This window comes from Luteimonas suaedae, assembly GCF_008312895.1.
GTDB classification, from domain to species: domain Bacteria; phylum Pseudomonadota; class Gammaproteobacteria; order Xanthomonadales; family Xanthomonadaceae; genus Luteimonas; species Luteimonas suaedae.
In genome coordinates this window covers 96,855-121,703 of the sequence record NZ_VSSP01000010.1, presented here as the reverse complement: position 1 = coordinate 121,703, position 24,849 = coordinate 96,855, and the positions used below count along the sequence as shown (strand labels likewise).

Genomic DNA, 24,849 nt, shown 5'->3' with positions numbered 1-24,849 from the left:
CTCCCGGCGCGCATGTGCGTCGGTCTCCGCCGCGGGCCGGGAGAGACGTCATGCCATTCCGTTCCGTCCCGCCGCGCTCGCTCGCGCGCCTGCTGTTCGCGGTGGTGCTCGCCTGCTGCACCGTCTGCACCGTGTCCGCGCAGACGCGGCAGTTGCTCAACTACGCCGCGATCCAGAAACCGGAGATCGGCGCGCGCGGCATGGTGGTCAGCCAGAACGCGCTCGCCAGCCAGACTGGCGCCGGGATCCTGCGCCAGGGTGGCAATGCGGTCGACGCGGCGGTGGCCACTGCGTTCGTGCTGGCGGTGACCCTGCCGCGCGCCGGCAACATCGGCGGCGACGGCTTCATGCTGGTGCACCTGGCCGAAGAAGAGCGCACGGTGGCGATCGACTACCGCTCGGCGGCGCCGGCCGCGGCCACCCTCGACGCCTACCTCGACGGGAACGGCGAACTGTCCGGCGACCAGTCCGCCGGCTACCGCTCGGCCGGCGTGCCGGGCACGGTCGCGGGGCTCGCATTGGCGCATGAACGCTACGGGCGCCTGCCCTGGGCCACGCTGCTGCAGCCGGCGATCCGGCTGGCGGAAGAGGGCGTGGTGCTGAGCCGCGACGAGGCCTTCGCGCTGGACTGGGGCCGCGAGCGGCTGGCCCGCAGCGCCGCCGGCGCCGCCGTGTTCCTGCACCAGGACGGCAGCGCGTTGCGCGCCGGCGAGCGGCTGGTGCAGACCGACCTGGCCTGGTCGCTGCGGCAGATCGCCGAACACGGCGCAGACGCGTTCTATCGCGGCGCGATCGCGCAGCGCCTGGCCGACGGCATGCGCCGCCACGGCGGCCTGCTGACGCTGGAGGACCTGGCGGCGTACCGCGCCATCGCGCGCGAGCCGCTGGTCGGCCGCTACCGCGGCGTCGAGGTGGCGACGATGCCGCCGGCCAGCGGCGGCGGCCCGGGCATCGTCTCCATGCTCAACCTGCTCGAGACCTTCGACATGCGCGCGGCCGGCGCGCGTTCGGCGGATGCGCTGCACCGCATGGCCGAGGCGATGAAGCTCTCCTGGCGCGACCGCATCCGCCACGCCGGCGATCCCGGCTTCGTCGACGTGCCGCTGGCGGGCATGACCGCGAAGGCCTACGCCGCCGCGCGCGCGGCGTTGATCGATCCCGCGCGCGCGACCCCGGCCGACGAGGTCGACGCCGGCGATCCGTGGGCGTTCGAGAGCACCGAGACCACGCACCTGTCGGTGATCGACGCCGACGGCAATGCCGTCAGCAACACCTACACCATCGGCGCCGACTTCGGCTCCGGGGTGATGATCGAGGGCACGGGGTTCCTGCTCGGCAACCTGATCGGCAATTTCTCGCTCGGCGACCAGGCCGCCGAACGCGCGGACGGCCGCGTGCGCAGCGCGAACACGCTCGCGCCCGGGCGGCGGCCGATCTCCAGCATGTCGCCGACCATGCTGTTCCGCGACGGCCGGCTGTGGATGGTGACCGGCAGCCCCGGCGGCAACACCATTCCCGGCACCGTCATGCAGACGATCGTGGACGTGGTCGATTTCGACCTGAACATCGCCGAGTCCACGCACGCGCCGCGCATCCACCAGGACATGGGCTCGGGCGAGCTGCGCATCGAGCGCGGGATCAGCCCGGACACGCTGCGGATCCTCGCCGCGCGCGGCCACCAGGTGGTCGCCGACGAGACCATCGGCAGCACCCAGACCCTGCTGGTCGGGCCGGACGGCGTCGAGGGCGCGGCCGATCCGCGGCGCCCGGGCGCGACCGTCGCCGCGGAGTGAGCGACAACGGCGCGGGCTCAGTGCCAGAAGTTGATGAACCCGGTGATCACCAGCGCGTTGGTGAAATCGATGAAGAACGCGCCCACCAGCGGCGCCACCAGGAACGCGCGCGGCGCCGGGCCGTAGCGCTCGACCAGGGTCCGCATCACCGCCATCGCGTTGGCGGTGGTGCCCAGCATGAAGCCGATGAAGCCGCCGCCCATCACCGCCGCGTCGTAGTCGCGGCCCATCAGCCGAAACACCACGCCGCAGAACAGCGCCACGATCAGCACCTGCAGCGCCAGGTTCACCAGCAGCGGCGTGGCCAGGCCCGCCAGCTCCCACAGTTTCAGGTTCATCAGCGCCACTGCCAGGAACAGCGCCAGGCAGATGTTGCCGATCAGGTCGGTGGTGCGCACCGGCAGGCCGATCCAGCCGGTGCGGTCGTCGATGTTGCGGATCAGCGCGCCCACCAGCATCGCGCCCACGTAAGCGGGCAGGGTGAGGCCGGTCGCGGAGATGCCGGCGCTGACCCACGAGCCGAGCCACATCGCCACCAGGATCACCACGATGCTCTTGAGCGCGCCGAACTCGCGCGCCGCCTCGTCCGGGGCCGGGTCGTCGCCGCCGTCCGCGACTGCGGCGATCGCCGCCACCGTGGCGTCCGGCGTTGGCTCCGGCGTGCGCAGGTGGAAGCGCCGGATCAGCATCGTCACCACCGGGCCGCCGATCAGGCCGCCGCAGACGATGCCGGCCATCGCCGAGGCCAGCGCCACCGATTCGGCGCCGGCCACCCCCGCCTCCTCGAACAGCGGCGCGAACGCCAGTCCGGTGGCCGGCCCGCCGGTCAGCGTGGTCGATCCGGCCAGCACCCCGAACAGCGGGTGCAGGCCGAAGCCGGTCGCCACCAGGATGCCGAGCAGGTTCTGCACCACCGCGAAGCCGCTGGCCAGCGCCAGGAACAGCAGCACCTGGCGGCCGCTGATCTTCAGCAGCGCGACGCTGGCATTGACGCCGATGGTGGTGAAGAACGCGATCATCAGCGGCGTCTGCAGGCTGGTGTCCAGCGTGAACAGCGTGGTGTCCTGCGTGTGCGCCACCAGCACCGCCAGCGCCACCACCAGCCCGCCGATCACCGGCGCCGGCAGGTTGTAGCGCGACAGCACCGGAATCGCGCGGCACAGCGCGTAGCCGAGAAACAGGGTCAGGCCCGCCAGGGCCAGCGTCTGTACCGCGTCGAGTTCAAGCATGCGTCATGGTTCCGGAGCTCCGGGTTGGATCGGACAGGTTGCCGCCGGTGGCCGGTGCCGCAGCGCGCGCCCGGGCGCCGCGCCGGTCAGGCGTCCGTCGGCGATCACCGGCGTGCCATTGACCAGCGCGTGCTCCACGCCCACCGACAGCCGGCGCGGGTGCACGTAGTCGGCGCGCGAGGCGAAACGCTTCGGGTCGATCACCACCACGTCGGCATGGTAGCCGGCGCGCAGGTATCCGCGCTCCTCCAGCCCCAGCGTCTCCGCGGTCAATCCGGTCGAGCGGTGGATGAACTGTTCCAGTGTCAGGGTGCCGCGCTCGCGCACGTAGCGGGCGTACTTCTGCGAAAAGCTGGCGTACTGGCGCGGATGCCCGTCGCTGCCGTCCGAACTGGTCAGCACCCACGGCTGGCGCATGAAGCGCTCGACGTCGTCCTCGTCCATGTTGAACGAGGCGACCCGCTCCGGTGACGGCGCGTCGTCGTCGCGCAGGCCGCCGCTGGCGATCACCCGCAGCGCGGCGTCGCGCGGATCGACGTCCCACATGCGTGCCATCGCGGCCAGGGTCTTGCCGCTCCATTCCTGGCCCTCGCTGACCAGCAGCAGGCTGTCGGCGCCGCCGCGGCGGCGCAGGTTCTCCGCCATCTCCGCGCGGATCCGCGCGCGCGTCGGCGCGTCCTCGAGCCGGCGCAGCAACGCGGCGCGGCCGCCGTCCACCGCCCAGCGCGGCAGCACTGCCGCGCCGAGTTGGGTGCCGGACGCCAACCACGGATATTGGTCGGCGCTGACCGCCTGGCCGCCGGCGCGCGCGGCCGCGATCATCGCGACCACCGCGTCGGCGCTGCCGTGCACGTCGGTGCCGAGCGCCTTGATGTGCGCGATGTGCACCGGCAGCCCGGCGCGACGGCCGATCTCCAGCACTTCGCGCAGCGAATCCATCAGCCCGAGGCCGTAGGAGGACTCGTCGCGGTGGTGGGTGTCGTAGCGGCCGCCGCGGCGGGCGGCCTCGCGCGCCAGCGCGACCACCTCGTCGGTGGTCGCGAAACTCTGCGGCGCGTAGAACAGCCCGGTCGACAGGCCGAAGGCGCCCTCGCACATCGCGTTCGCCACCAGCGCCCGCATGCGCGCCAGTTCCTCCGGGTCCGGCGCACGGTCGTCGCGCCCGATCACCCGCGTGCGCACCGCGCCGAAGCCGACGTACGCGGCCAGGTTGGTGCCGACGCCGTGGCGCTCGAACCAGGCGCGGTCCGCCGCCACGTCCGGGGTGCCGCCGCCGTCGCCGCCGATGAACAGCGTGGTCACGCCCTGGAACAGCCACGGCGCGTTGAGCCGCTGGCCGGCGTCGCCCGAACGGATGTAGCGGTCGGGATGGGTGTGCGGATCGATGAATCCCGGCGCGACGATGCGGTCGCGCGCGTCGAGGGTGCGCGCGGCGTCGAAGCGCAGGTGCGCATCCGGGCCGACGTGGACGATGCGGTCGCCGGTCACCACCACGTCGGCGACCACGGCCGCGGCGCCGCTGCCGTCGTGCACGTGGCCGCCGGCGATGATCAGGTCGGCGGCCGCGCGGGGCGTCGGGTCTTGGGCGGTGCAGGCCGCCAGCGCCGCGCACAGCAGCGCACTGCCCAGCGCGCGCCTCATCGTGCGCCCCGCAACGCCAGCGGCACCGGCTCGCCCCAGAACCCGGGCTTGGGCGGGGACAGCAGCCCGGCATGCGCGCGCGCGCCGCCGGCATGGTCGCGCTCGAGCCACAGCGGGCCGTCCAGGTCGACGAATTCCGCCTCGCGCGCCACCTGCAGCGCCGGCGCGATGCCGAGCGAACTGCAGATCATGCAGCCGACCATGATCCGGAACCCGTCCGCGCGCGCGGCGGCCAGCAGCCGCAACGCTTCGGTCAGGCCGCCGGTCTTGTCGAGCTTGATGTTCACCACCTGGTACAGGCCGCGCAGGCGCGGCAGGTCATCGCCGACATGGCAGGACTCGTCGGCGCACATCGGTACCGCCGGGCCGAGCCCGGCCAGCGCGGCATCGTCGGCGGCCGGCAGCGGCTGTTCGACCAGGTCCACGCGCGCCTCGGTGAGCACCGGTTGCAGCGTGCGCAGCAGGTCGATGTTCCAGCTCTCGTTCGGATCCACGATCAGCCGCGCGTCCGGGCAGTGCCGGCGTACCGCGCGGATCTGCGCCTCCGGACGGCTCGCGTCCACTTTCACCTTGACCAGCGCCGCGCCGGCCAACGAACGCGCCGCCTCGGCCATGCGTTCGGGCATGTCCAGGCCGACGGTCAGTGCCGTGGTCAGCGACTGCAGCGGGCCGTGGCCGAGCGCGGCGGAGACCGTCTCGCCGCTGGCGGCCGCCTCCAGGTCCCACAGCGCGGCGTCGATCGCGCTGCGCGCGGCGCCCGGCGGCAGCGACCGCGCGAGATCCTCGCGCGTCGCGCCCGCCTCCACCAGGCCGGCGACCGCGCGCACCTGCATCAGCACCGAGTCGACCGACTCGCCGTAGCGCGCGTAGGGCACGCCTTCGCCGCGGCCGCTCATGGCGCCCTGGCGGATCTCCACCACCACCACCTCGGCCGAATGCTTGACCCCGCGCGAGATGCGGAACGGCGCGGCCAGCGGCCAGCTCCGGTGGCGCGCGATCAGGCGGCGAAGCACGAGAGCAGCCGGTCGACGATCCGGTCCATGCCCATGGTCACCGGATCCTGCGCCGGCAGGCCCAGCAGGTCCTCCACTTCGCGGCAGGCGCGCACGGCCGCCGCCGGCGCCAGTCGCGAGGTGTTCAGCGCCACGCCGACCGCCTGCACGTCGGGGTTGGTCAGCCGCGCCGCGCGCAGGTTGGCCTGCAGGCACTCGCGCAGGTCGGGCAGCGGAAAGTGCGGCAGGGCGCGCATGTGCGGGCGGCCGGGCTCGTGGCACAGCACCAGCGCGTCCGGCTGCGCGCCGTGCAACAGGCCGAGCGAGACCCCGGCATAGGACGGGTGGTACAGCGAACCCTGGCCCTCGATCAGGTCCCAGCCGTCGTCCAGCCGCGCCGGCGATACCCATTCGATGCCGCCGGAGATGAAGTCGGCCACCACCGCGTCGATCGGCACCCCGCGCCCGGCGATGAAGATCCCGGTCTGGCCGGTGGCGCGGAAGTCCGCGCGCATGCCGCGCCGGTGCAGTTCGCGCTCCAGCGCCAGCGTGGTGTACATCTTGCCCACCGAGCAGTCGGTGCCGACGGTGAGCAGGCGGCGACCGGCGCGGCGCGCGCCGGTGCCGACCGGCGTCTTCGGCGGTTCGCGCGCATCGAACAGCACGCGGCCGTTGCGCTGCGCGGCGGCCGCGATCTCGGGATGGGAGCCGAGCCGCTCGTGCAGGCCCGACGCCACGTTCATGCCGGCGTCGAGCGCCGCGACCACGTGCGCCACCGTGCGCGGGTCCATCCGGCCGCCGGCGTTGGCCACGCCGACGATCATGGTATTGACGCCGGCGGCGCGCGCCTGCGCGAAGTCCATGTCGACCAGGCCGAGCGTGGTGCGGCAGTCGGCATCGCGGAACTGGCCCACGCACCACTCGGGCCGCCAGAACGCCAGGCCGCGCGCGGTCTTGGCGGCGAGGTCGTCGTGCGCGTTGCCCAGGTACAGCAGGAACGGCGGCGGCCAGCCCGCCGCGGGATCGAAATGGGCGCGGGCTTCATCGGGTCGGGACATCGGGTCACGCATTCCTTGTCGGCAGGTTCCGGAGTAGGGGCCGGCGCTACCGCCGAGAGTGCCGGCCCTGCGGCCACCATAGGCATCACGCCGGGCGCGCACCATTGAAAAGACGCCCGTCACGCATAACCGCAGGTTATGCGCGGCGGCGGCACGTGTCGCGCCGTGCCAGACTGTTCCCATGGACGCCCCGACCATCCTCATCGCCGACGACCACCCGCTGTTGCGGGCCGCCGTGCTGCATGCCCTGCAGGACAACTTCGGTGCGATCCGCGTGGTCGAGGCCGAAAGCGCGTCGGCGCTGACATCAGCCCTGGCCGCCGACCCGGCGATCGAACTGGTGCTGCTCGACCTGGCGATGCCCGGCGCGCGCGGACTGTCGTCGCTGGTCTACCTGCGCGGCGAGCGGCCGGAACTGCCGGTGGTGGTGATCTCGTCGAACGACCATCCGCGCATTGTGCGCCGCGTGCAGCAGTTCGGCGCAGCCGGCTTCATCTCCAAGTCGGCACCGGCCGAATCGATCGGCCAGGCGGTGGCCGCGGTGCTCGACGGCGGCAGCTGGTTCCCGCCGCTGACGGTCGAGCGTTCCGAGGACGACGCCCGGCTCGCCGCGCGCCTGGCGCAACTGACCCCGCAGCAGTTCCGGGTGCTGATGTGCCTGGCCGACGGCCTGCTCAACAAGCAGATCGCCCACGCGCTAGGGCTGGCCGAGAACACGGTGAAGGTGCACGTCACCGCGATCCTGAAGAAGCTCGAGTGCCATAGCCGCACCCAGGCCGCGGTGCTGGTCAAGGCGCTCGAGCGCGACGACGAGATCTAGGCCGTATCGACATCCGCTTCCCATCCCCGCTGTCGTTGTAGGAGGGGCTTCAGCCCCGACCGGAAAACGAGCGGAGCGCGGAAAAGGACTCATGCACGCAGCCTCCCGACCGGTACCACGCGCTCCCTAGTTTCCTCGCCGCGATCTTCGGCAGGTTGGGGCTGAAGCCCCTCCTACGGGGTAGGCGGAGGGCGTGAATATCGAGTCGGCTGGGGCGTCACCCGCGCCGCAGCAGCAGCTGCGTCATCAGCGCGCGCAGCGCGGGCGGGCGCACCGGCTTGGCCAGGAAGCCCCAGCCGGCCGCGCGGGCGCGCTCGCACAGTGCCGGATCCGTTTCCGCGGTGACCAGTATCACCAGCGGCATGTGCTGCCAGCGCTCGCACAGCATCTCGAGCAATGCCGGCCCGTCCTGCGCACCCATGCGCACGTCGAGCAGCACGAGGTCGGGCGCGTCGTCGGCAGCGGCCGCGGCCAGCGCCGCGTCTGGGCCGTCGGACAGCGGCACGTCACAGTCCCAACGCCGCAGCAGCAAGCGCGTGGCGGCGCAGACGTGCGGATCGTCGTCGATGCACCAGACGCGGCAGCCGCGCAGTGGCGAGCCGTCGTCGGCCGGCGACGGCTCGAGCGGCGGCGGCAGCGATTCGATGCCGGTGGCGGCCAGTGGCACCACGACCACGAACGCGCTGCCGATGCCGGGCCGCGATCGCAGGTCGACGTGGTGGTCGAGCAGCCGCACGATGCGTTCGACGATCGCCAGTCCGAGGCCGGCGCCGCGGTCGCCGGCGGTGCCGGCGTCGAGCCGGCGGAACTCCTCGAAGATCTCGCGTTGCCGGTTCGGCGGAATGCCCGGCCCGGTGTCGTGCACCTCGATGCGCAGCAGGTCGCCGTCGCGGCGGCAGCCCAGCAGGATGCGGCCGCGCGCGGTGTAACGCACCGCGTTCGACAGGAAGTTCTGCACCACGCGCCGCAGCAGGGCCGGATCGCTGCGTACCCAGGCGCGCGTGGGCACGTGATCGAGCTGAAGGCCACGCGCGCGTGCCAGTACGCCGGTCTCGCTCGCCAGCCCGTCGAGCATCGGCCCGAGCGCGAAGTCGCGCACGTCCGTCCGCAATGTGCCGGACTCCAGGCGCGAGATGTCGAGCAGGCTGGCGAGGATGTCGTCCTGCGCCGCCAGCGCACCGTCGATGTGGTCGGCGATCTCGCGCGTGTCGTCGTCGCGCAGGCGTGCGCGCAGCCCGGACACGAACATGCGCGCCGCGTTGAGCGGCTGTAGCAGGTCGTGCACCGCGGCGGCCGCGAAGCGGCCCTTGTAGCGGTTCGCGGCCTCGGCCTCGGCGCGCGCCTGTTCCAGGTCGGCGGTGCGCTCGGCGATGCGCCGCTCCAGCGCGTCGGCCAGGGTGCGCAGCTCGCGTGCAGTGGTCTTGTAGGTGGTGATGTCGGCGTAGCTGGTCACGAAGCCGCCGTCGGGCAGCGGGTTGCCGCGGATCTCCAGCACCGTGCCGTCCTCCTTCTCGCTCTCGCGCATGTGCGGCTTGCCGTTGCGCAGGTGGGCGAGCCGGCGCTCGATCGCCTCTTCCACCGGGCCCGGGCCGAGCAGGCCGCGGCGGGCGTTGTAGCGGAACACCTCCTCGATCGGGGTGCCCACGCGCACCAGGTCGGGCGGGAAGCGGAACAGGTCGATGTAGCGCGCATTCCAGGCCACGATGCGCAGCTCCGCATCGATGATCACCACCCCCTGCGGCAGGTGCGCCAGTCGCCGGCTCAATCCGGTGTCGGCCTGCTGCGCCGCGTCGACCAGCCCGTCGCGGGCGGTGCGCAGCTCCTCGGCATGCTGGCGCACCAGCGTCTCCAGTTCCTCGCGGCTGCGCCGACGCAGCGCCGACAGCCGCAGCCGCTGCTGCAGGAACAGCAGCACGAACACCAGCGCCAGCCACGAGGCGCCGGCGATCGCCGCCCATTGCCGCGCGGCCGCGGCCACCGGTGCGGCGTCGTGTAGCAGGTGCAGCGTCCAGCCGGTGTCGGCCACCGGCTCGCGCCGCCACAGCCACTGCCCGGGCATGGCGGGCGCATCGATGCGCACCAGCAGGTCGCCGTCGCCGAGTGTGCGCAGGCGGCGGCCCGCGTACGCGCGCAGCGGTTGGCCCTGGTACTGGCGCGTGGCGGTGAGCTCGGCGCTGGCGCGCGCGTCCAGCGGCGCCAGCGTGCGGTAGCGCCAGTCCGGATCGCTGGCCAGGAACACCACGCCGTGCGCATCGCTGGCCAACACCGTGTCGGCGTCGCGCGGCCATGCCTGCTCGATGGCCGACAGCTCGATCTTGATCACCACCACCCCGATCGCGCGGCCGCCGTCGTCGCGCAGCGCCTCGGACAGGAAGTACCCGGGCACGCCGGTGGTCACGCCGATGCCGTAGAAGCGCCCGCGGCCCTCCCGCAGCGCCTGCTGCACGTAGGGCCGGAACCCGTAGCGCTCGCCCACGTTGCTGCCGGGCTCGCGCCAGTTGCTGGCGGCCACGGCGGTGCCATCGGCATCGATCAGCGTCAGCGTGGATGCGCGGGTGGTGCGATTGGCCTGCTCCAGGCGCAGGTTGAGCTGGCGGCGCGTGGCCGCGTCCACCGGTGCGGCGACGGCCTGGCGCAGGTCCGGGTCCAGCGCCAGCAGCTGCGGTAGCGCGCGGTAGCGTTCGATCTGCTGCGCCAGCGCCTGCCGGTGCAGGTCCAGCTGTTGCCGCGCCAGTCGCGACTGGTTGTCCAGTTCGCGGCGCTCGCCGCCACGCCAGGCCAGCGTGGTGCACAGCACCAGGCCGCCGGCCACGAGCAGCGCGACCGGCAGCAGCCGGCGGGTTCGGAGGTGGCGCATCGGCGGCGATTGTACTGCCGCCATCGCGCTACGACGGGCGTCTAGTCCCAATGCGTTATCGGCATCGGCGCGCGGCGGCGGTACAACGATGGCCCAGTCGCGCAGTGCACGGTCCCGCATGCATACCGCTCCAGCCCCAGCGCCCGCTCCAGTCCCGGTCCGGGTACCGCTCTATCGCCAGCTGTACGTGCAGGTGATCGTGGCGATCGTGCTCGGCGCGCTGCTCGGACATTTCGCGCCGGCGCTGGCCGAGCAGTTCAAGCCGCTCGGTGACGGTTTCATCAAGCTGGTCAAGATGATCATCGCGCCGGTGATCTTCCTGACCATCGTCACCGGCATCGCCGGCATGACCCGGCTGAGCACGGTCGGCCGGGTGTTCGCCAAGGCGATGGCGTACTTCCTGTTCTTCTCCACCCTGGCGCTGATCGTCGGCATGATCGTGGCGCACACGGTCAAGCCCGGCTCGGGCATGAACATCGATCCGGCCTCGCTCGACACCGGTGCGGTGGAAGGCTTCGTGCAGGCCTCGCACGAGATGACGCTTACCGGCTTCCTGCTCGACGTCATCCCGTCCACGCTGGTGGGCGCGTTCGTCGACGGCAACATCCTGCAGGTACTGTTCGTCGCGGTGCTGTTCGGCATCGCGTTGGCCATGGTCGGCGAGAAGGGGCGCCCGGTGCAGGCGTTCCTGGAGGCGCTGATCACGCCGGTGTTCAAGCTGGTGCACATCCTGATGAAGGCCGCGCCGATCGGCGCGTTCGGTGCCATCGCCTTCACCATCGGCCGCTACGGCGTGGAATCACTGGCCAACCTGGCCTGGCTGGTGGGGACGTTCTACGTCAGCGCGCTGCTGTTCGTGCTGGTGGTGCTGGGCACGGTCTGCCGCCTGTGCGGCTTCTCGATCCTCAAGCTGTGCCGGTATCTCAGGGCCGAGCTGCTGCTGGTGCTGGGCACCTCGTCGTCGGAATCGGCGCTGCCGTCGCTGATGGAGAAGATGGAAAAGGCCGGCTGCGAGAAGTCCGTGGTCGGGTTGGTCGTGCCCACCGGCTACTCGTTCAACCTCGACGGCACCAACCTGTACATGACCCTGGCGGCGTTGTTCATCGCACAGGCCACCAACATCGACCTCACGCTCGGCCAGCAGGTCACCCTGCTGCTGGTGGCGATGCTCAGCTCCAAGGGCGCGGCCGGCGTGACCGGCGCCGGCTTCATCACCCTGGCCGCCACGCTTTCGGTGGTGCCGACGGTCCCGATCGCGGGCATGGCGCTGATCCTGGGCATCGACCGCTTCATGAGTGAATGCCGCTCGATCACCAACTTCATCGGCAACGCCGTCGCTACCGTGGTGGTGTCGCGCTGGGAAGGCGCGCTGGACCCGGTGCAGCTCGAGCGCGCATTGGACGGCGCCGCCGATGCCGAATACATCGCCGATGCCGGCGGCGCGCCCCGCGGGCGCGTGCTCGAAAACACCACAACCGGGGAGAAGACCGCATGAGATTCCGCTGGATACACGGGGCCGCGCTGCTGGGCCTGATGGCCGCCGGCGCCTGGGGCGCGCCGGTGGCGGCCCAGACGGGCGGCGTGCAGACCATGCCGCTGTGGCCCGAGGGCCACCTGCCGCAGGTGGTGCAGGGGCCGGAGCTGGTGGGCAACGAGGGCAGCGCCATGGGCGCGGTGACCCGCGTGTCCGAGCCGCGCTTGGAAATCCACCGCCCGGCGCAGCCCAACGGCGCCACCGTGCTGATCCTGGGCGGTGGCGGGTTCTTCCGCATCCAGGTGGGGACCGCGGCGCGGCCGATGGCGCAGTGGCTGTCGTCGATCGGCGTCACCGCCGCGGTGCTGTACTACCGACTGCCGGTGGACGGTTGGCCGGCCTCGGCGCCATTCGCCGACGGCCAGCGCGCAATGCGCCTGCTGCGCGCCAACGCGGCCGAGCTGGGCATCGATCCGGGCAGGATCGGGGTGATGGGCTCGTCGGCCGGGGCGACCCTCGGCGGTATCCTCGCCACCCGCTTCGACCACGACTTCTATCCCGCGCTCGATGCTGCCGACGCGCTGCCCTCGCGCCCGGACTTCCTGGCCATGCTGTATCCGGTGGTGACCCTGCGCGCACCGTACGACACCACCCGCACCCGCCGCGAGCTGGGCACCCAGCCCGACGCCGTCGAGGCGTATTCGGTCGAGTCGCACGCACGCGCCGACATGCCGCCGGTGTTCCTGGCCCACGCCGCCGCCGACCCGATCGCCGACGTCGCCCACAGCCTGCTGCTGTTCGACGCGGCACGCGAGCAGGGCGTGGACGTGGAGATGCACATCTTCGACCGCGGCGGCCACAGCTGGGGCCTGGGCCGGCCCGGCACCCAGACGGCGCAGTGGCCGCGCCTGTTCGCCACCTGGGCGCGCGCGCATGGATTCATGTCCGCGCCGCCCGCGCGCCTGCAGCCGCTGGCCGGCGATACGCCGGCGCCGATGCCCACGACGGCCGAAGACGACGCGCTTTCGCCGGAAGACGACGAGGACTGAGCCCGTGTTCCGACGCGACCCGAATGCCATGGAGACTCCGATGAACCGCACACCCACCCGTCCCGGCGCACCGACGCTGCTCGCCGCCGGCGCGCTGCTCGGTCTGGCCGCGCTGCCCGCCCTGGCCGCCGACCCGGTCACCGACGCCGAACTGCGCGCACTGGTCGCCCAGCAGTCCGAGCAGATCCGCCAGCAAGCCGCCCAGCTCGACGCCCTGAACGCGCGGTTGAGCGCGCTCGAGGGCGGCGCCCCGGCGCCCGCCGCCGCCACTGCATCCGCGCCCGGCGATCCGGTGCAGGCCCAGGTGGATGCCGCCGTGGCCGACACCCGCCAGGACGACATGGCCATCCTGCAGGCGCAGGTGGCGCAGCTCGCCGCGGGCGGCGGCACCGGCGGCGGCAACACCAGCTGGCGCCGCGGCGGCCCCGAGTTCCGCAACGCCGATCGCAGCTTCACCTTCCATCCGCGCGGGCGCGTGCTGGCGGACTTTTCCTCCACCCGCGGTTCGGACTACGACGAACGCAACATCAACGGCACCGAGATGCGCCAGGTGCGCGTCGGCGCCGAGGGCAGCATGGGCCCGCTGGGCTACAAGATCGACGCCGAACTGGCCGACAACGACGTCAGCATCAAGGATGCGTACCTGTCCTGGGATACCCGCCTAGGCGCGCTGCCGGCAGAGTTCTATGTCGGCAACAAGCTCAAGGACCGGGCCATCGACAGCGCCACCACGCTCACCCGCGTGCCGTTCATGGAGCGCAACGCGGTGGCCTCGGTGGGCATGCCCGACAGCGGCTACTTCGGCCTGGGCGTGCAGATGAAGCTGATCGGCCAGAACTGGCACTACACCCTGGGCGTGACCGGCGACGACATCGGCAACGCGGGCAGCGAGAGCGACTCGCTCAGCTACACCACGCGCGCGCACTGGAACCCGATCAAGCGCAGCGCGGGTTTCCTGCACCTGGGCGGCTGGTACGTGTACCAGGACCACGGCGTCGACGCCGACCGCATCAACAAGGTGCCGCGCATCGCCTCGGGCTTCAACGACAACGTGCGCGTATCGGCCAGCGCGATCGAAGGCGTGACCCGCGAGAACATCTGGGGCGCCGAACTCGGTGGCACCTGGCGCAACTTCTGGGCCTTCGGTGAATACACCGAGCGCGACATCCACTCGTCCACCGACGACGACGTCACCCACACCGCCACCTCCGCCTACGCCGGCTGGCTGATCACCGGCGAGAAGCCCGGCTTCAGCAGCCGCTCGGGCGTCTGGGGCACCACGCGCGTGGCGCGCCCGGTCACCGACGGCGGCATCGGCGCCTGGGAGCTGGCTACCCGCTACGACAAGTACGACTTCACCGACGCCGCGCGCGGCGGCGAGGGCGACGCGTGGACGCTGGGCCTGAACTGGTATCTCAACAACTGGTCGCGGCTGATGCTCAACTACGTGCACTGGACCACCGAAAACAACGTCGGCGCCTACCGGGGGCCGGATTCGGGCAACTCGCTCAACGTGCGCGCGCAGGTGGTGTTCTAGCCCCGCGCGGCGCGGCGCCGGGACGGCCCGCAGCCGCCCGGTGGCGCGCAGTTTGCGCGTTAGAATCGCGTGCACAGACCCACGAGCGCCGAAGCCGATGTCCGAAAAACCCAGCAGCACCGAAACCGCCGAGGATTTCCGCAACGCCGCGCTCGACTACCACCGCCTCGCGCCCCCGGGCAAGATCAAGGTCGGCGCCACCAAGCCGATGCTCACCCAGCGCGACCTGGCGCTGGCGTACTCGCCCGGCGTAGCGTACGCGTGCGAGGCGATCGTCGCCGATCCCAACGCCGCCAGCGAGCTGACCGCGCGCGGCAACCTGGTGGCGGTGATCAGCAACGGCACCGCGGTGCTGGGCCTGGGCGACATCGGCCCGCTGGCCGGCAAGCCGGTGATGGAAGGCAAGGGCGTGCTGTTCCAGAAGTTCGCCGGGATCGACGTGTTCGACATCGAGGTCGACGAGCGCGATCCCGACAAGCTGGTCGACATCATCGCCTCGCTCGAGCCGACCTTCGGCGGCATCAACCTCGAGGACATCAAGGCGCCGGAGTGCTTCATCGTCGAGCACAAGCTGCGCGAGCGCCTCAACATCCCGGTCTTCCACGACGACCAGCACGGCACCGCGATCATCGTCGGCGCCGCGGTGATCAATGCGCTGGAGATCGCCGGCAAGCAAATCGAGGACGTGAAACTCGCCACCGCCGGCGCCGGCGCCGCCGGCATCGCCTGCCTGGACATGCTGGTGGCGCTGGGCATGAAGCCCGAGCACATCCTCGCCGTCGACCGCCACGGCGCGCTCTACACCGGCCGCGGCGACATGGACCCGGACAAGCAGCGCTACGCTCGCGACACCGACAAACGCAGCCTGGCCGAGATCGTCGAGAGCGCCGACATCTTCCTCGGCCTGTCCGCCGGCGGCGTGCTCACCGCCGACATGGTGGCGACCATGGCCGAGCGCCCGATCATCCTGGCGCTGGCCAATCCCTACCCGGAGATCCTGCCGGAGGAGGCGAAGCGGGTGCGCCCGGACTGCATCATCGCCACCGGCCGCAGCGACTATCCCAACCAGGTCAACAACGCGCTCTGCTTCCCGTACATCTTCCGCGGCGCGCTCGACGTCGGCGCCACCGGCATCGACGAGGCGATGAAGCTGGCCTGCGTCAAGGCGATCGCCGAGCTGGCCAAGATCGAGGCCAGCGACCTCGGCAGCGCCTACGGCGGCGACCTTCCCACCTTCGGCCCCGACTACATCATCCCGCGCCCGTTCGACCAGCGCCTGCTGACCATGCTGGCGCCGGCGGTGGCCAGGGCGGCGATGGACTCGGGCATCGCCCTGCGCCCGATCGCCGACCTCGACGCCTACCGCGAGCGGCTCGGCCAGTTCCTCTACCGCACCGGCCTGGTGATGAAGCCGGTCTACGACCGCGCCCGCAGCGACCGCCAGCGCGTGGTCTACGCCGAGGGCGAGGAGGAGCAGGTGCTGCGCGCGGTGCAGACCGTGGTCGACGAGAAGCTCGCCTTCCCGATCCTGATCGGCCGCCCCGACGTGATCGAGAACCGGATCGAGCGGATGGGCCTGCGGCTGCAGGCTGGGCGCGATTTCGAACTCACCAACATCAACGACGACCCGCGCTTCAACGAGTACTGGCAGCAGTACCACGCCATCACCGAGCGCCGCGGCGTCACCCCGGACTCGGCCAAGAACCTGCTGCGCTCGCGGCCGTCGCTGATCGCCGCGTTGATGGTCGAGCGCGGCGAGGCCGACGCGATGATCTGCGGCCTGGTCGGGCGCTTCCACAAGAAGCTCGGCTACATCCGCAGCGTGTTCGCGCTCGATCCGGGCGTGCAGAGCACCTCGGCGATGACCGGCGTGGTCAACGACCGCGGCCTGTGGTTCTTCCTCGACACCCACGTGCAGCTCGACCCCAGCGCCGAGCAGATCGCCGAGAGCACCCTGCAGGCCAGCTACCGGCTCCGGCTGTTCGGCATCGAGCCAAAGGTGGCGCTGCTGTCGCACTCCAATTTCGGCAGCCACGACAATCCCAGCGCCGCCAAGATGCGCCGCGTGCGCGAGATCCTCGTCCAGCGCAAGCCGGATCTGGAAGTCGACGGCGAGATGATGGCCGACACCGCCTGGGACGAGATCCTGCGCCGGCGCATCTTCCCCAACACCACGCTGGCCGGGCGCCCCAACCTGTTCGTGCTGCCGAACCTGGACGCGGCCAACATCACCTACAACATGGTGCGGGTGATGACCGACGGCGTGGCGCTGGGCCCGATCCTGATGGGCATCAGCCGTCCCGCGCACGTCATGACCCCCACCTCCACCCCGCGGCGGGTGATCAACATGACCGCCATCGCCGCCGTCGAGGCGCAGATCCGCAAGGCCCAGCGCGGCGGGGGCTGACCCGCAGCTCTTCGTAGGAGCGCGCCATGCGCGCGATGCCGCGGGTGCCGGCAGGATCCTGCGAATGCCGCGATTCCGGACCGGCAGGCGCGCCGGTCGGCAGAATTTGCGGGCGGCGAACTGCCCGCGGCATCGCGCGCATGGCGCGCTCCTACGGAACCGGGACGCGTCAGTCCTCGTCCGGTGATTCGTTGAGCACCGCCCAGAACCGGCCGAGGGTGCGTACCGCCTCGAAGAAACGGTCCGCGTCCACCGGCTTGACCACGTACGCGTTCACCCCCAGGTCCCAGCTGCGCGCCAGGTCGCTCTCCTCGCGCGAGGACGACAGGATCACCACCGGCAGGCGCTTGAGGTGCGGGTCGTTGCGCAGTTCCGTCAATACCTCCAGCCCGTCCATGCGCGGCATCTTGATGTCCAGCAGCAGCACCGCCGGCAGGCCCTCTTCGCGGTCGGCGTGGCGGCCGCGCCGCCGCAGGTAGTCCAGCGTCTCCACGCCGTCCTCGACGTGCACGATGGGATTGGCCAAGTGCGCCTCGCGCAGCGCGTCGATCGTCATCTCGGCGTCGTGCGGGCTGTCTTCGGCCAGCAGGATGGTACGGATTTCGGTCATGTCGAAGTCCCGGCAGGTGCGGGCGCGTCGCCCGCGGCGGAAAGGATGAAGTGGAAGGTGGCGCCTTCGCCGGGCGCGGCCTCGGCCCAGATGCGCCCGCCGTGGCGGACCAACACCCGGCGCACGCTCGCCAGCCCGATGCCGGTGCCGGGGAACTCGTCGACCGCATGCAGGCGCTGGAACACGCCGAACAGCTTGTCGGCGTACTTCATGTCGAAGCCGGCACCGTTGTCGCGCACGTGGAAGCGGTGGTTGCCGTCGTCGCGCACGCAGCCGATCTCGATCACCGCAGGCTCGCGGTCGCGGCTGTACTTGACCGCGTTGCCGAGCAGGTTCAGCCACACCTGGCGCAGCATGTTCTCGTCCCCGGTCACCACCGGCAGCGGGCCGATGCGCCATTCGATGCGGTGGCCGGGCTTGTCGGCGGCGTTGTTGGCATCGAGCATCGCGCGCGTCTCCGCCACCAGCGACTGCATGTCGACCAGCTGCAGCCGCAGTGCGCTGCGGCCCAGGCGCGAGTACACCAGCAGGTCGTCGATCAGCGCCGACATGCGCCCGGCCGAGCCGACCATCACCTCCAGGTAGTGCCGGCCCTTGGCGTCGACCGCATCGCCCAGGTGCCGCTCCAGCTTGCCGCCGAAGCCGGCGATGTGCCGCAGCGGCGCGCGCAGGTCGTGCGAGACCGAATAGCTGAAGGCCTCCAGTTCGCGGTTCACGTCCGAGACCTGTTCCACCTTGCCCTGCAGCTGGCGGTTGAGCTCGTGGATCCGCTGCTCGCTGGCCTTCTGCGGGCTGACGTCGCTCACGGTGATCAGCACCACCGCGTCGGCGCTGTCGGGCAGCGGCATCCGCCGGGCGTTGATCAGCATCGTGCGTTCGATGCCGTCCACCGTGCGCTGCTGTTGCTCGTGGTCCCACAGCTCGCGTCCGCGGGTGAGCACGTCCGACAGGCGGCGCAGGATCTCGCCGTCTTCCCAGGCGCCGCCGCCGATCGCGGCCAGCGGCCGGTCCTGGATGTCCTCCTGCACGCCATAGAGTTCGGCGAAGGCGGCGTTGTGCATCACCACCCGCATCGCGCCGTCGACCAGCACGATCGGCTCGCGCACGGTGTCCAGCACCACCGTGGCGCGCGCGCTGGCACGTGATGCGGTGCGTTCGGCCTCCACGCGGCGCCACAGTTGCCGTGCCGAGAACCAGACCACGCCGCCGAGCAGCAGCAGCTGCGCGATCATCGCCGCCCAGCTCGCCATCGTCGCGCGCTGGCCGATGCGCTCGGCCCGTGCCTGGCGCATTTCCAGCCGCGCCTGTTCCTCGGTGATGATCTCCTCGATCAGGCGCTGGATCGGATAGTCCGTCACCAGCCGCTCGATGGCTTCGGGCGTCGCGCCGGCGCCGGCGTCGACGATCCGTTCGGCCTGGTGCACCCGCAGCGCGATGTTCGATTGCAGACCACCGATCCGCACCTGCTGGTCGGCGTCGTCGCGGGTCAGGCGCTGCACCTCCAGCACCGTCGGCGCGATCCTTTCGCGGCTTTCGGCGATGCGGGCGCGCACCGATTCGTTGTCCACCCCGTTCGCGATCGCCAGCGCGCCCGCCTCCAGGTTGCGCACGTCCGAGGCCAGCGCGTGCATGGCCGCGGCCACGTTGTGGGTATGGGTCACCCGCTGCCAGGCCTCGCGGCTGTCCAGCGTCGCCTTGCGCAACAGCATGAACGGGGCCACCACGATCAGCACGATCGCCGCGCCCAGCGCGAGCAGCCGCCATTGCGGGAACGGATTGTGGCCAATCGTGGAATGCATCGATGAATGGAACCGCCAGCCGTGGAATTGCGACGTTCGGGACATCGGCACACGGCTCAGGCCCCGCTCCCCGGATCGCGGATCACCGCCGGGCCATTGCGGCCGGCCGGCACGCGACCGTATTGCCTGCGGCGCCATCTTGGTGTCCGCGGAACCGTGCATGATCGACGCCCGGCGTTAAGACCGCGCGATGACGCGCGCGATCAGCCGCCGTCCAGGCGTGCTTGCACGGAAACCGATCGCGGACGCAACCGCGCGGCCGACGGATCCGTGCGGCGGCGCAGGAGCGCACCAAGCCCCGCTCCCTCGGGGCGACGATGCGCTCAAAGCCCATCTCCCACTGGGGCCGACAGTGCAAGCTTGTGCACCAGCGGCGCGCGCGAGGTGGAGCGCCCGCGCCGCTGGCGCGGAGCGGAGGCTGGGTGAGGACGAACAAGCCCCTCTTCCTCCGGGGCGAGACCGCACGGCTTGCGCGCCACTGGCACGCGTGCGGTGGCGCGCCGTGCCGCTGGGGCGGGACGGGGCGCGGAGCGGAGGTTGGGGTGGGGGGTACGGCGAAGGCGCGATGATTCGGGCGCCTGCCGCTTCGCCGTACCTTGCGGTGGGCTAAGGCCCACCATGATCGTCCGCGCCGGCCCGTATCGAACGCATCCACCCAGCACCGCACACCCGCCCCACGCTCTCCGTCCCCTGTCCCGCGGACAGCCGGACCGGCCGCGACCGCCTGCTAGAATCCCGACTCTAATTTCACGACCAATGCGCGGCCGGCGGGCCGCGGCGGAGCACGCCCCCACATGAACTGGCTCAACGACATCCTGCAGAACGATCCCGACCCCACCGAGACCCGCGAGTGGGTCGAATCGCTCAAGGCCGTCATCGACGCCGACGGCCCGGAGCGTGCGCACCAGCTGCTCGACAACATGGTCGAGCTCACCCGCCGCGCCGGCGCGCACCTGCCGTTCGCGCCCACCACCGAATACATCAACACGATCCCGCCGCACCTCGAGCCGCGGATGCCCGGCGACGCGCAACTGGAGTGGCGCATCCGCTCGATCATCCGCTGGAACGCGATGGCGATGGTGGTGCGCGCCAACCGCAAGCCCGGCGACCTCGGCGGCCACATCGCCAGCTTCGCCAGCTCCGCCACCCTGTACGACGTTGGCTTCAACCATTTCTGGCGTGGGCCCGAGGGCGAGCACCCCGGCGACCTGCTGTACGTGCAGGGCCACAGCTCCCCCGGCATCTACGCGCGCTCATTCCTCGAGGGCCGCTTCAACGAATCGCAGCTCGATCACTTCCGCATGGAAGTCGACGGCCGCGGCATCAGCTCCTACCCGCACCCGTGGTTGATGCCGGACTACTGGCAGACGCCCACGGTGAGCATGGGCCTGGGCCCGATCGCCGCCATCTATCAAGCGCGCAACTGGAAGTACCTGGAAGCGCGCGGCCTGATCCCCAAGACCGACCGCAAGGTGTGGTGCTTCCTCGGCGACGGCGAGACCGACGAGCCCGAGTCCCTCGGCGCCATCTCGGTCGCCGGCCGCGAGGGCCTGGACAACCTGGTGTTCGTCATCAACTGCAACCTGCAGCGCCTGGACGGCCCGGTGCGCGGCAACGGCAAGATCATCCAGGAGCTCGAAGGCGGTTTCCGCGGCGCCGGCTGGAACGTCACCAAGCTGGTCTGGGGCAGCTACTGGGATCCGCTGCTGGCCAAGGACAAGGACGGCATGCTGCGCAAGCTGATGATGGAGACCGTCGACGGCGAGTACCAGAACTGCAAGGCCTTCGGCGGCGCCTACACCCGCGAGAACTTCTTCGGCAAATACCCCGAGACCGCGGAGATGGTGGCCAACCTCTCCGACGACGACATCTGGCGCCTCAACCGCGGCGGGCATGACCCGCACAAGGTCTTCGCCGCCTACGACAACGCGGTCAAGACCAAGGGCCAGCCCACCGTGATCCTGGCCAAGACGGTCAAGGGCTACGGCATGGGCAGCGCCGGCGAGGCGCTCAACCCCACCCACCAGACCAAGAAGCTCGACGACGAGGCCGTGCGCGCCTTCCGCGACCGCTTCAAGATCCCGGTGGACGACGACCAGCTCAAGGACGGCCAGGTGCCGTTCTACCATCCGGGCGAGAAGTCCGACGAGGTGAACTACCTCAAGGAGCGCCGCAAGCAGCTCGGCGGCTACCTGCCGCAGCGCCGCCGCAAGTCCACCGACTCGCTCAAGGCGCCGAAGCTCGAGGTGTTCGACCGCCTGCTCAAGTCCACCGGCGAGCGCTCCATCAGCACCACCATGGCCTTCGTGCAGGCGCTGGGCATCGTGCTGCGCGACAAGCAGGTGGCGCCGCGCGTGGTGCCGATCGTCGCCGACGAGGCGCGCACCTTCGGCATGGAGGGCATGTTCCGCCAGCTCGGCATCTACGCCCCGCAGGGCCAGAAGTACAAGCCGGTCGACCGCGACCAGCTCATGTACTACCGCGAGGACGCCGCCGGGCAGGTGCTGGAGGAGGGCATCACCGAGGCCGGCGCGTTCTCGTCGTGGCTGGCCGCGGCCACCAGCTACAGCACCAACGACCTGCCGATGCTGCCGTTCTACATCTACTACTCGATGTTCGGCTTCCAGCGCATCGGCGACCTGGCCTGGATGGCCGGCGACATGCGTGCGCGCGGCTTCCTGCTCGGCGCCACCGCCGGCCGCACCACGCTCAACGGCGAAGGCCTGCAGCACGAGGACGGCCACAGCCACCTGCTGGCCGGCGCCATCCCCAACTGCCGTGCCTACGACCCCACCTTCGGCTACGAGGTCACGGTGATCCTGCAGCACGGCATGCAGCGCATGTTGGAAGAGCAGGTGGACGAGTACTACTACCTCACCCTGATGAACGAGAACTACGCCCACCCGGACATGCCCGAGGGCGCCGCCGAGGGCATCATCAAGGGCATGTACCTGCTCAAGGACGCGGGCAAGCCGAAGAAGGGCGAGCATCGCGTGCAGCTGATGGGCAGCGGCACCATTCTGCGCGAGGCCATCGCCGCGGCCGAGCTGCTGGACAAGGACTTCGGGGTCACGGCGGACATCTGGTCCTGCCCCAGCTTCAACGAGCTGCGCCGCGACGGCCTGGACGCCGCCCGCCACAACCGCCTGAACCCGGAGGCGAAGAACAGGCGCAAGCCCTACATCACCAGCCTGCTGGAAGGCCGCCAGGGCCCGGCCATCGCCGCCACCGACTACGTTTACGCCTTCGCCGACCAGGTCCGCGCCTTCGTGCCGATGGACTACACCGTGCTGGGCACCGACGGCTTCGGCCGCAGCGACACCCGCGCCAACCTGCGCCGCCACTTCGAGGTGGACCGGTTCTACATCGCCCACGCCGCCATCGACGCGCTGGCCAAGGACGGCACGATGACGGCCAAGGACGTGTCGCGGGCGATCAAGCTGTACAAGATCGACGTGGAGAAGCCGAATCCGGTGGCCGTCTGATCACGGACTGGCGAAGTTGAAAGAAGGCGGCCGAATGGCCGCTTTCTTTTTTATACGAAGTGATGTTGCCGCACTATGCTTTGCGAAGAGATTCGAGTCGATGAGTGACGCCCTCATCTGGTCTGGCCTGAACTGAAATCCGGCCTTGGGTCGAGGGTGAATCCGACGGCACGCGCGTTACGACTTCGGCAGTAGCCGAGGAGTACACCGACGTCGTGCGTGCCCTGTGCGAGGCCAGTACCCGGGATGACGCGATGCTGGACACCTTGCGCCAGCGCTTCGACGCGCGCCTGGCGTTGTTGCAGGAGGCCGATGCGGGCACCCGCCTGCGCAGCGTGATGCGCGGTCCTGCGAAGCTGGGCGGCAAGGTCAAGGCCGGGGCCAGTCATTGACGACTCGCCCGGTGCTCTAGGTCCTGGCGGAGTGAACGGCGCGGGCAAGAGTTCGGGCCGATTCTGCATCGCCCACGCCGCGACCGAGGCGCTGGCGAGGGGCGGAAAAATGACGCCAAAGGAGCGATCAGGTAGCGCCCGTCGGGTGTCTTGCGCTCGGGCACCAGCCGTATGGTCGTCGATGCAGAGCCCGTGGCGCGTGGCGGGTCTACGGCTTATCCGAGCGAGGAGCCGGATTATGCGACTGCAGCCGGTGCCATCCTTCGCTGGCCTGTGCCTGTTCCCGCGCAACCTGCCCCGCCGTGCGGCAGACTCGCTGCACGCGGTTCGTTCCCGTCTTTTTCTCGCGCGTGCATACGAGTCGCTCGTTTTCCGCGTCCATCGCGATGGAATGGATCCATTCGAGGTCGTTGGACAGCTCGGTGATCTCGGTCGGGTTCAACTCCTCCAACGTCCCGACATCGGCCAGGCGCTCGAATACCTTGTCCTGCCGCGCGATCACTGCATTCCGCTTCGATGCGTCGATGGCATCCCATCCGCGCTTCTCGGTCAGGATGTCCTGCCTGATATCCCGTTGCTGCTGGAGGATGTCCGCTGCGGATTGCGTATGGTCCTGGGCGAAGGCGGCCGGGGCGACCATGAAACACGCCACGAGGAGCACCCCTGTCCAATTCCTTCTGGAGTTATGCATTGCGATCTCGCTACCAGGCCGGGTCTCAATCTCAAAATTACCACTTGCGATCGCGCCTGCATATCCGCCGGGTTGCGGCCCCGCGTGCGGCGAGCAGGGCCAGGCGCTGCGATCCGGTCTCGCCCGCCTGCGGCTCGAGTGTGGCGGCGGCGACCCGCGCGGGCCGCTGGAGTTGTGGCAGGCCCGCCCGGGGACGGCCGATGCGCACCACCCTGCCCGTGGTAACGCCGGTGCGGTCCGCCGTGCAGGGCGATGCGGTCGGGTGGCCGATGCAGGCCGCTTCACGGAACTCGACGCCGCCCGCCGCCATCATCGGTGTCCCGGGCCGCCGATGTCGTGAGGCGGTCGCAACGCACGAGGTCCTCCATGTTCGCCAGGAAGTTTTTCGCTCTCGAACCCGGATCCATCGCGAAAGCGGTCGCCATCGCCCTGGTCTCGGGCGGTTTGCTGGCGGCATGCGCGCCTGCCGATGAAGAGACGCAGGCCGCCACCGAAGCACCGGCGTCCGCCCCGGCGCCGGCGGCCGTGAGTGACGCCACGCAGGAAGCGGCCGCACCTGCGCCTGCCGCTGCGGATGGCACGGTCGGCGGTGATGGATCGAAGATCCAGCTCGATGCACTGACCGAAAGCGATGTGGCGGGCGCAGACCTGGGGGGCGAACTCGCGTGCAGTTTCTCCACCGGGGACGCGCAGCCGATCCTGTACGCCACGGGCGTGGTCGCGTCGGACGATCCGGCGCAGGGCGTCGTGAAGGTCTCGGGCTACGTGGAGCCCATTCGCGCGCCTGGCGGCTTCGATGGCATGACCCGGAGTCCCACGTTCACCGGCCAAGGCAAGACGATCCACATCGTCGAGACCGGTGCCGCGATCGGCGGCGGCGAATCGCCGCCGCGCCCGGCGACGCTGACCTACCAGCGCGCCGATGGTGCGAGCCGCACCTTCGAGGGGCGCTGGCAGTGCGGGCCCTGAGTCCGGCGTCGCTGCATATCTAGGACATCGGACGGCGTCGTCGGAA

General features: G+C 70.8%; 17 protein-coding genes. 9 read left to right on the top strand and 8 right to left on the bottom strand.

All coding sequences use genetic code 11. From position 1 onward, the window contains the following. Window positions 1–50 precede the first annotated feature (50 nt). Window positions 51–1,793 (top strand): gamma-glutamyltransferase, encoded by a 1,743-nt coding sequence (gene ggt, locus FXO19_RS14680; RefSeq protein ID WP_149195857.1) that lies wholly within the window; start codon window positions 51–53, stop codon window positions 1,791–1,793. A 17-nt stretch (window positions 1,794–1,810) separates the two neighbouring features. Here the strand turns inward: ggt and gltS are convergent, their stop codons facing one another. From gltS to dgcN, 4 genes are read right to left on the bottom strand one after another with little or no spacing between them, the layout of a single operon-like run. After that, window positions 1,811–3,022, bottom strand: a complete 1,212-nt coding sequence (gltS, locus tag FXO19_RS14675) for a sodium/glutamate symporter (protein ID WP_149195856.1) — start codon at window positions 3,020–3,022, stop codon at window positions 1,811–1,813. 3 nt (window positions 3,023–3,025) lie between these two features. Next, entirely contained in the window at window positions 3,026–4,663 is a 1,638-nt protein-coding gene (locus FXO19_RS14670; protein WP_149195855.1) for an N-acyl-D-amino-acid deacylase family protein, read from the bottom strand. Continuing rightward, the gene (gene dgcA / locus FXO19_RS14665; RefSeq protein ID WP_149195854.1) at window positions 4,660–5,676 is read right to left on the bottom strand and encodes an N-acetyl-D-Glu racemase DgcA; all 1,017 of its coding nucleotides are present in this window, start codon (window positions 5,674–5,676) and stop codon (window positions 4,660–4,662) included. The genes FXO19_RS14670 and dgcA overlap by 4 nt, the downstream gene beginning before the upstream one ends. Then, complete coding sequence (dgcN, locus tag FXO19_RS14660; RefSeq protein WP_149195853.1) at window positions 5,661–6,713, bottom strand: N-acetyltransferase DgcN; 1,053 nt, start codon at window positions 6,711–6,713, stop codon at window positions 5,661–5,663. Before dgcN ends, dgcA begins: the two co-directional genes overlap by 16 nt. A gap of 181 nt (window positions 6,714–6,894) precedes the next feature. Between dgcN and FXO19_RS14655 the strand changes: the two genes are divergently transcribed. Further along, window positions 6,895–7,533, top strand: coding sequence for a response regulator (locus FXO19_RS14655; RefSeq protein ID WP_149195852.1), 639 nt, complete (start codon window positions 6,895–6,897; stop codon window positions 7,531–7,533). A gap of 217 nt (window positions 7,534–7,750) precedes the next feature. Here the strand turns inward: FXO19_RS14655 and FXO19_RS14650 are convergent, their stop codons facing one another. Further along, window positions 7,751–10,390 carry a hybrid sensor histidine kinase/response regulator gene (locus FXO19_RS14650; protein ID WP_149195851.1) on the bottom strand — a complete coding sequence of 880 codons (2,640 nt, stop codon included), beginning with the start codon at window positions 10,388–10,390 and terminating at the stop codon, window positions 7,751–7,753. A gap of 118 nt (window positions 10,391–10,508) precedes the next feature. On the opposite strand from FXO19_RS14650, the gene FXO19_RS14645 reads away from it, so the two are divergent. From FXO19_RS14645 to FXO19_RS14630, 4 genes are all read left to right on the top strand, one after another. Beyond that, the gene (locus tag FXO19_RS14645) at window positions 10,509–11,885 is read left to right on the top strand and encodes a dicarboxylate/amino acid:cation symporter (protein WP_149195850.1); all 1,377 of its coding nucleotides are present in this window, start codon (window positions 10,509–10,511) and stop codon (window positions 11,883–11,885) included. Further along, window positions 11,882–12,913: an alpha/beta hydrolase gene (locus FXO19_RS14640; protein WP_149195849.1), complete on the top strand. Its 1,032-nt coding sequence runs from the start codon at window positions 11,882–11,884 to the stop codon at window positions 12,911–12,913. Before FXO19_RS14645 ends, FXO19_RS14640 begins: the two co-directional genes overlap by 4 nt. A gap of 40 nt (window positions 12,914–12,953) precedes the next feature. After that, the gene (locus FXO19_RS14635; protein ID WP_149195848.1) at window positions 12,954–14,450 is read left to right on the top strand and encodes an OprO/OprP family phosphate-selective porin; all 1,497 of its coding nucleotides are present in this window, start codon (window positions 12,954–12,956) and stop codon (window positions 14,448–14,450) included. A 97-nt stretch (window positions 14,451–14,547) separates the two neighbouring features. Beyond that, window positions 14,548–16,857, top strand: a complete 2,310-nt coding sequence (locus tag FXO19_RS14630; RefSeq protein WP_149195847.1) for an NADP-dependent malic enzyme — start codon at window positions 14,548–14,550, stop codon at window positions 16,855–16,857. 169 nt (window positions 16,858–17,026) lie between these two features. Here FXO19_RS14630 and FXO19_RS14625 read toward each other — a convergent pair whose 3' ends face one another. Both FXO19_RS14625 and FXO19_RS14620 read right to left on the bottom strand, forming a co-directional pair. Beyond that, window positions 17,027–17,467 carry a response regulator gene (locus tag FXO19_RS14625; protein WP_149195846.1) on the bottom strand — a complete coding sequence of 147 codons (441 nt, stop codon included), beginning with the start codon at window positions 17,465–17,467 and terminating at the stop codon, window positions 17,027–17,029. Then, on the bottom strand, window positions 17,464–19,266 hold the full coding sequence (locus FXO19_RS14620; RefSeq protein ID WP_149195845.1) for a sensor histidine kinase: 1,803 nt from the start codon (window positions 19,264–19,266) through the stop codon (window positions 17,464–17,466). The genes FXO19_RS14625 and FXO19_RS14620 overlap by 4 nt, the downstream gene beginning before the upstream one ends. Window positions 19,267–20,060: 794 nt before the next feature. Here FXO19_RS14620 and aceE point away from each other — a divergent pair. Both aceE and FXO19_RS19310 read left to right on the top strand, forming a co-directional pair. Continuing rightward, on the top strand, window positions 20,061–22,751 hold the full coding sequence (gene aceE, locus FXO19_RS14615) for a pyruvate dehydrogenase (acetyl-transferring), homodimeric type (protein WP_149195844.1): 2,691 nt from the start codon (window positions 20,061–20,063) through the stop codon (window positions 22,749–22,751). A 254-nt stretch (window positions 22,752–23,005) separates the two neighbouring features. Continuing rightward, entirely contained in the window at window positions 23,006–23,143 is a 138-nt protein-coding gene (locus FXO19_RS19310; RefSeq protein ID WP_187775802.1) for a hypothetical protein, read from the top strand. Window positions 23,144–23,351: 208 nt separating this feature from the next. Here the strand turns inward: FXO19_RS19310 and FXO19_RS14610 are convergent, their stop codons facing one another. Continuing rightward, entirely contained in the window at window positions 23,352–23,783 is a 432-nt protein-coding gene (locus FXO19_RS14610; RefSeq protein ID WP_149195843.1) for a hypothetical protein, read from the bottom strand. Between the two features lie 417 nt (window positions 23,784–24,200). Here FXO19_RS14610 and FXO19_RS14605 point away from each other — a divergent pair, with 417 nt between their 5' ends. After that, window positions 24,201–24,803: a hypothetical protein gene (locus FXO19_RS14605; RefSeq protein ID WP_149195842.1), complete on the top strand. Its 603-nt coding sequence runs from the start codon at window positions 24,201–24,203 to the stop codon at window positions 24,801–24,803. Window positions 24,804–24,849: the final 46 nt, after the last annotated feature.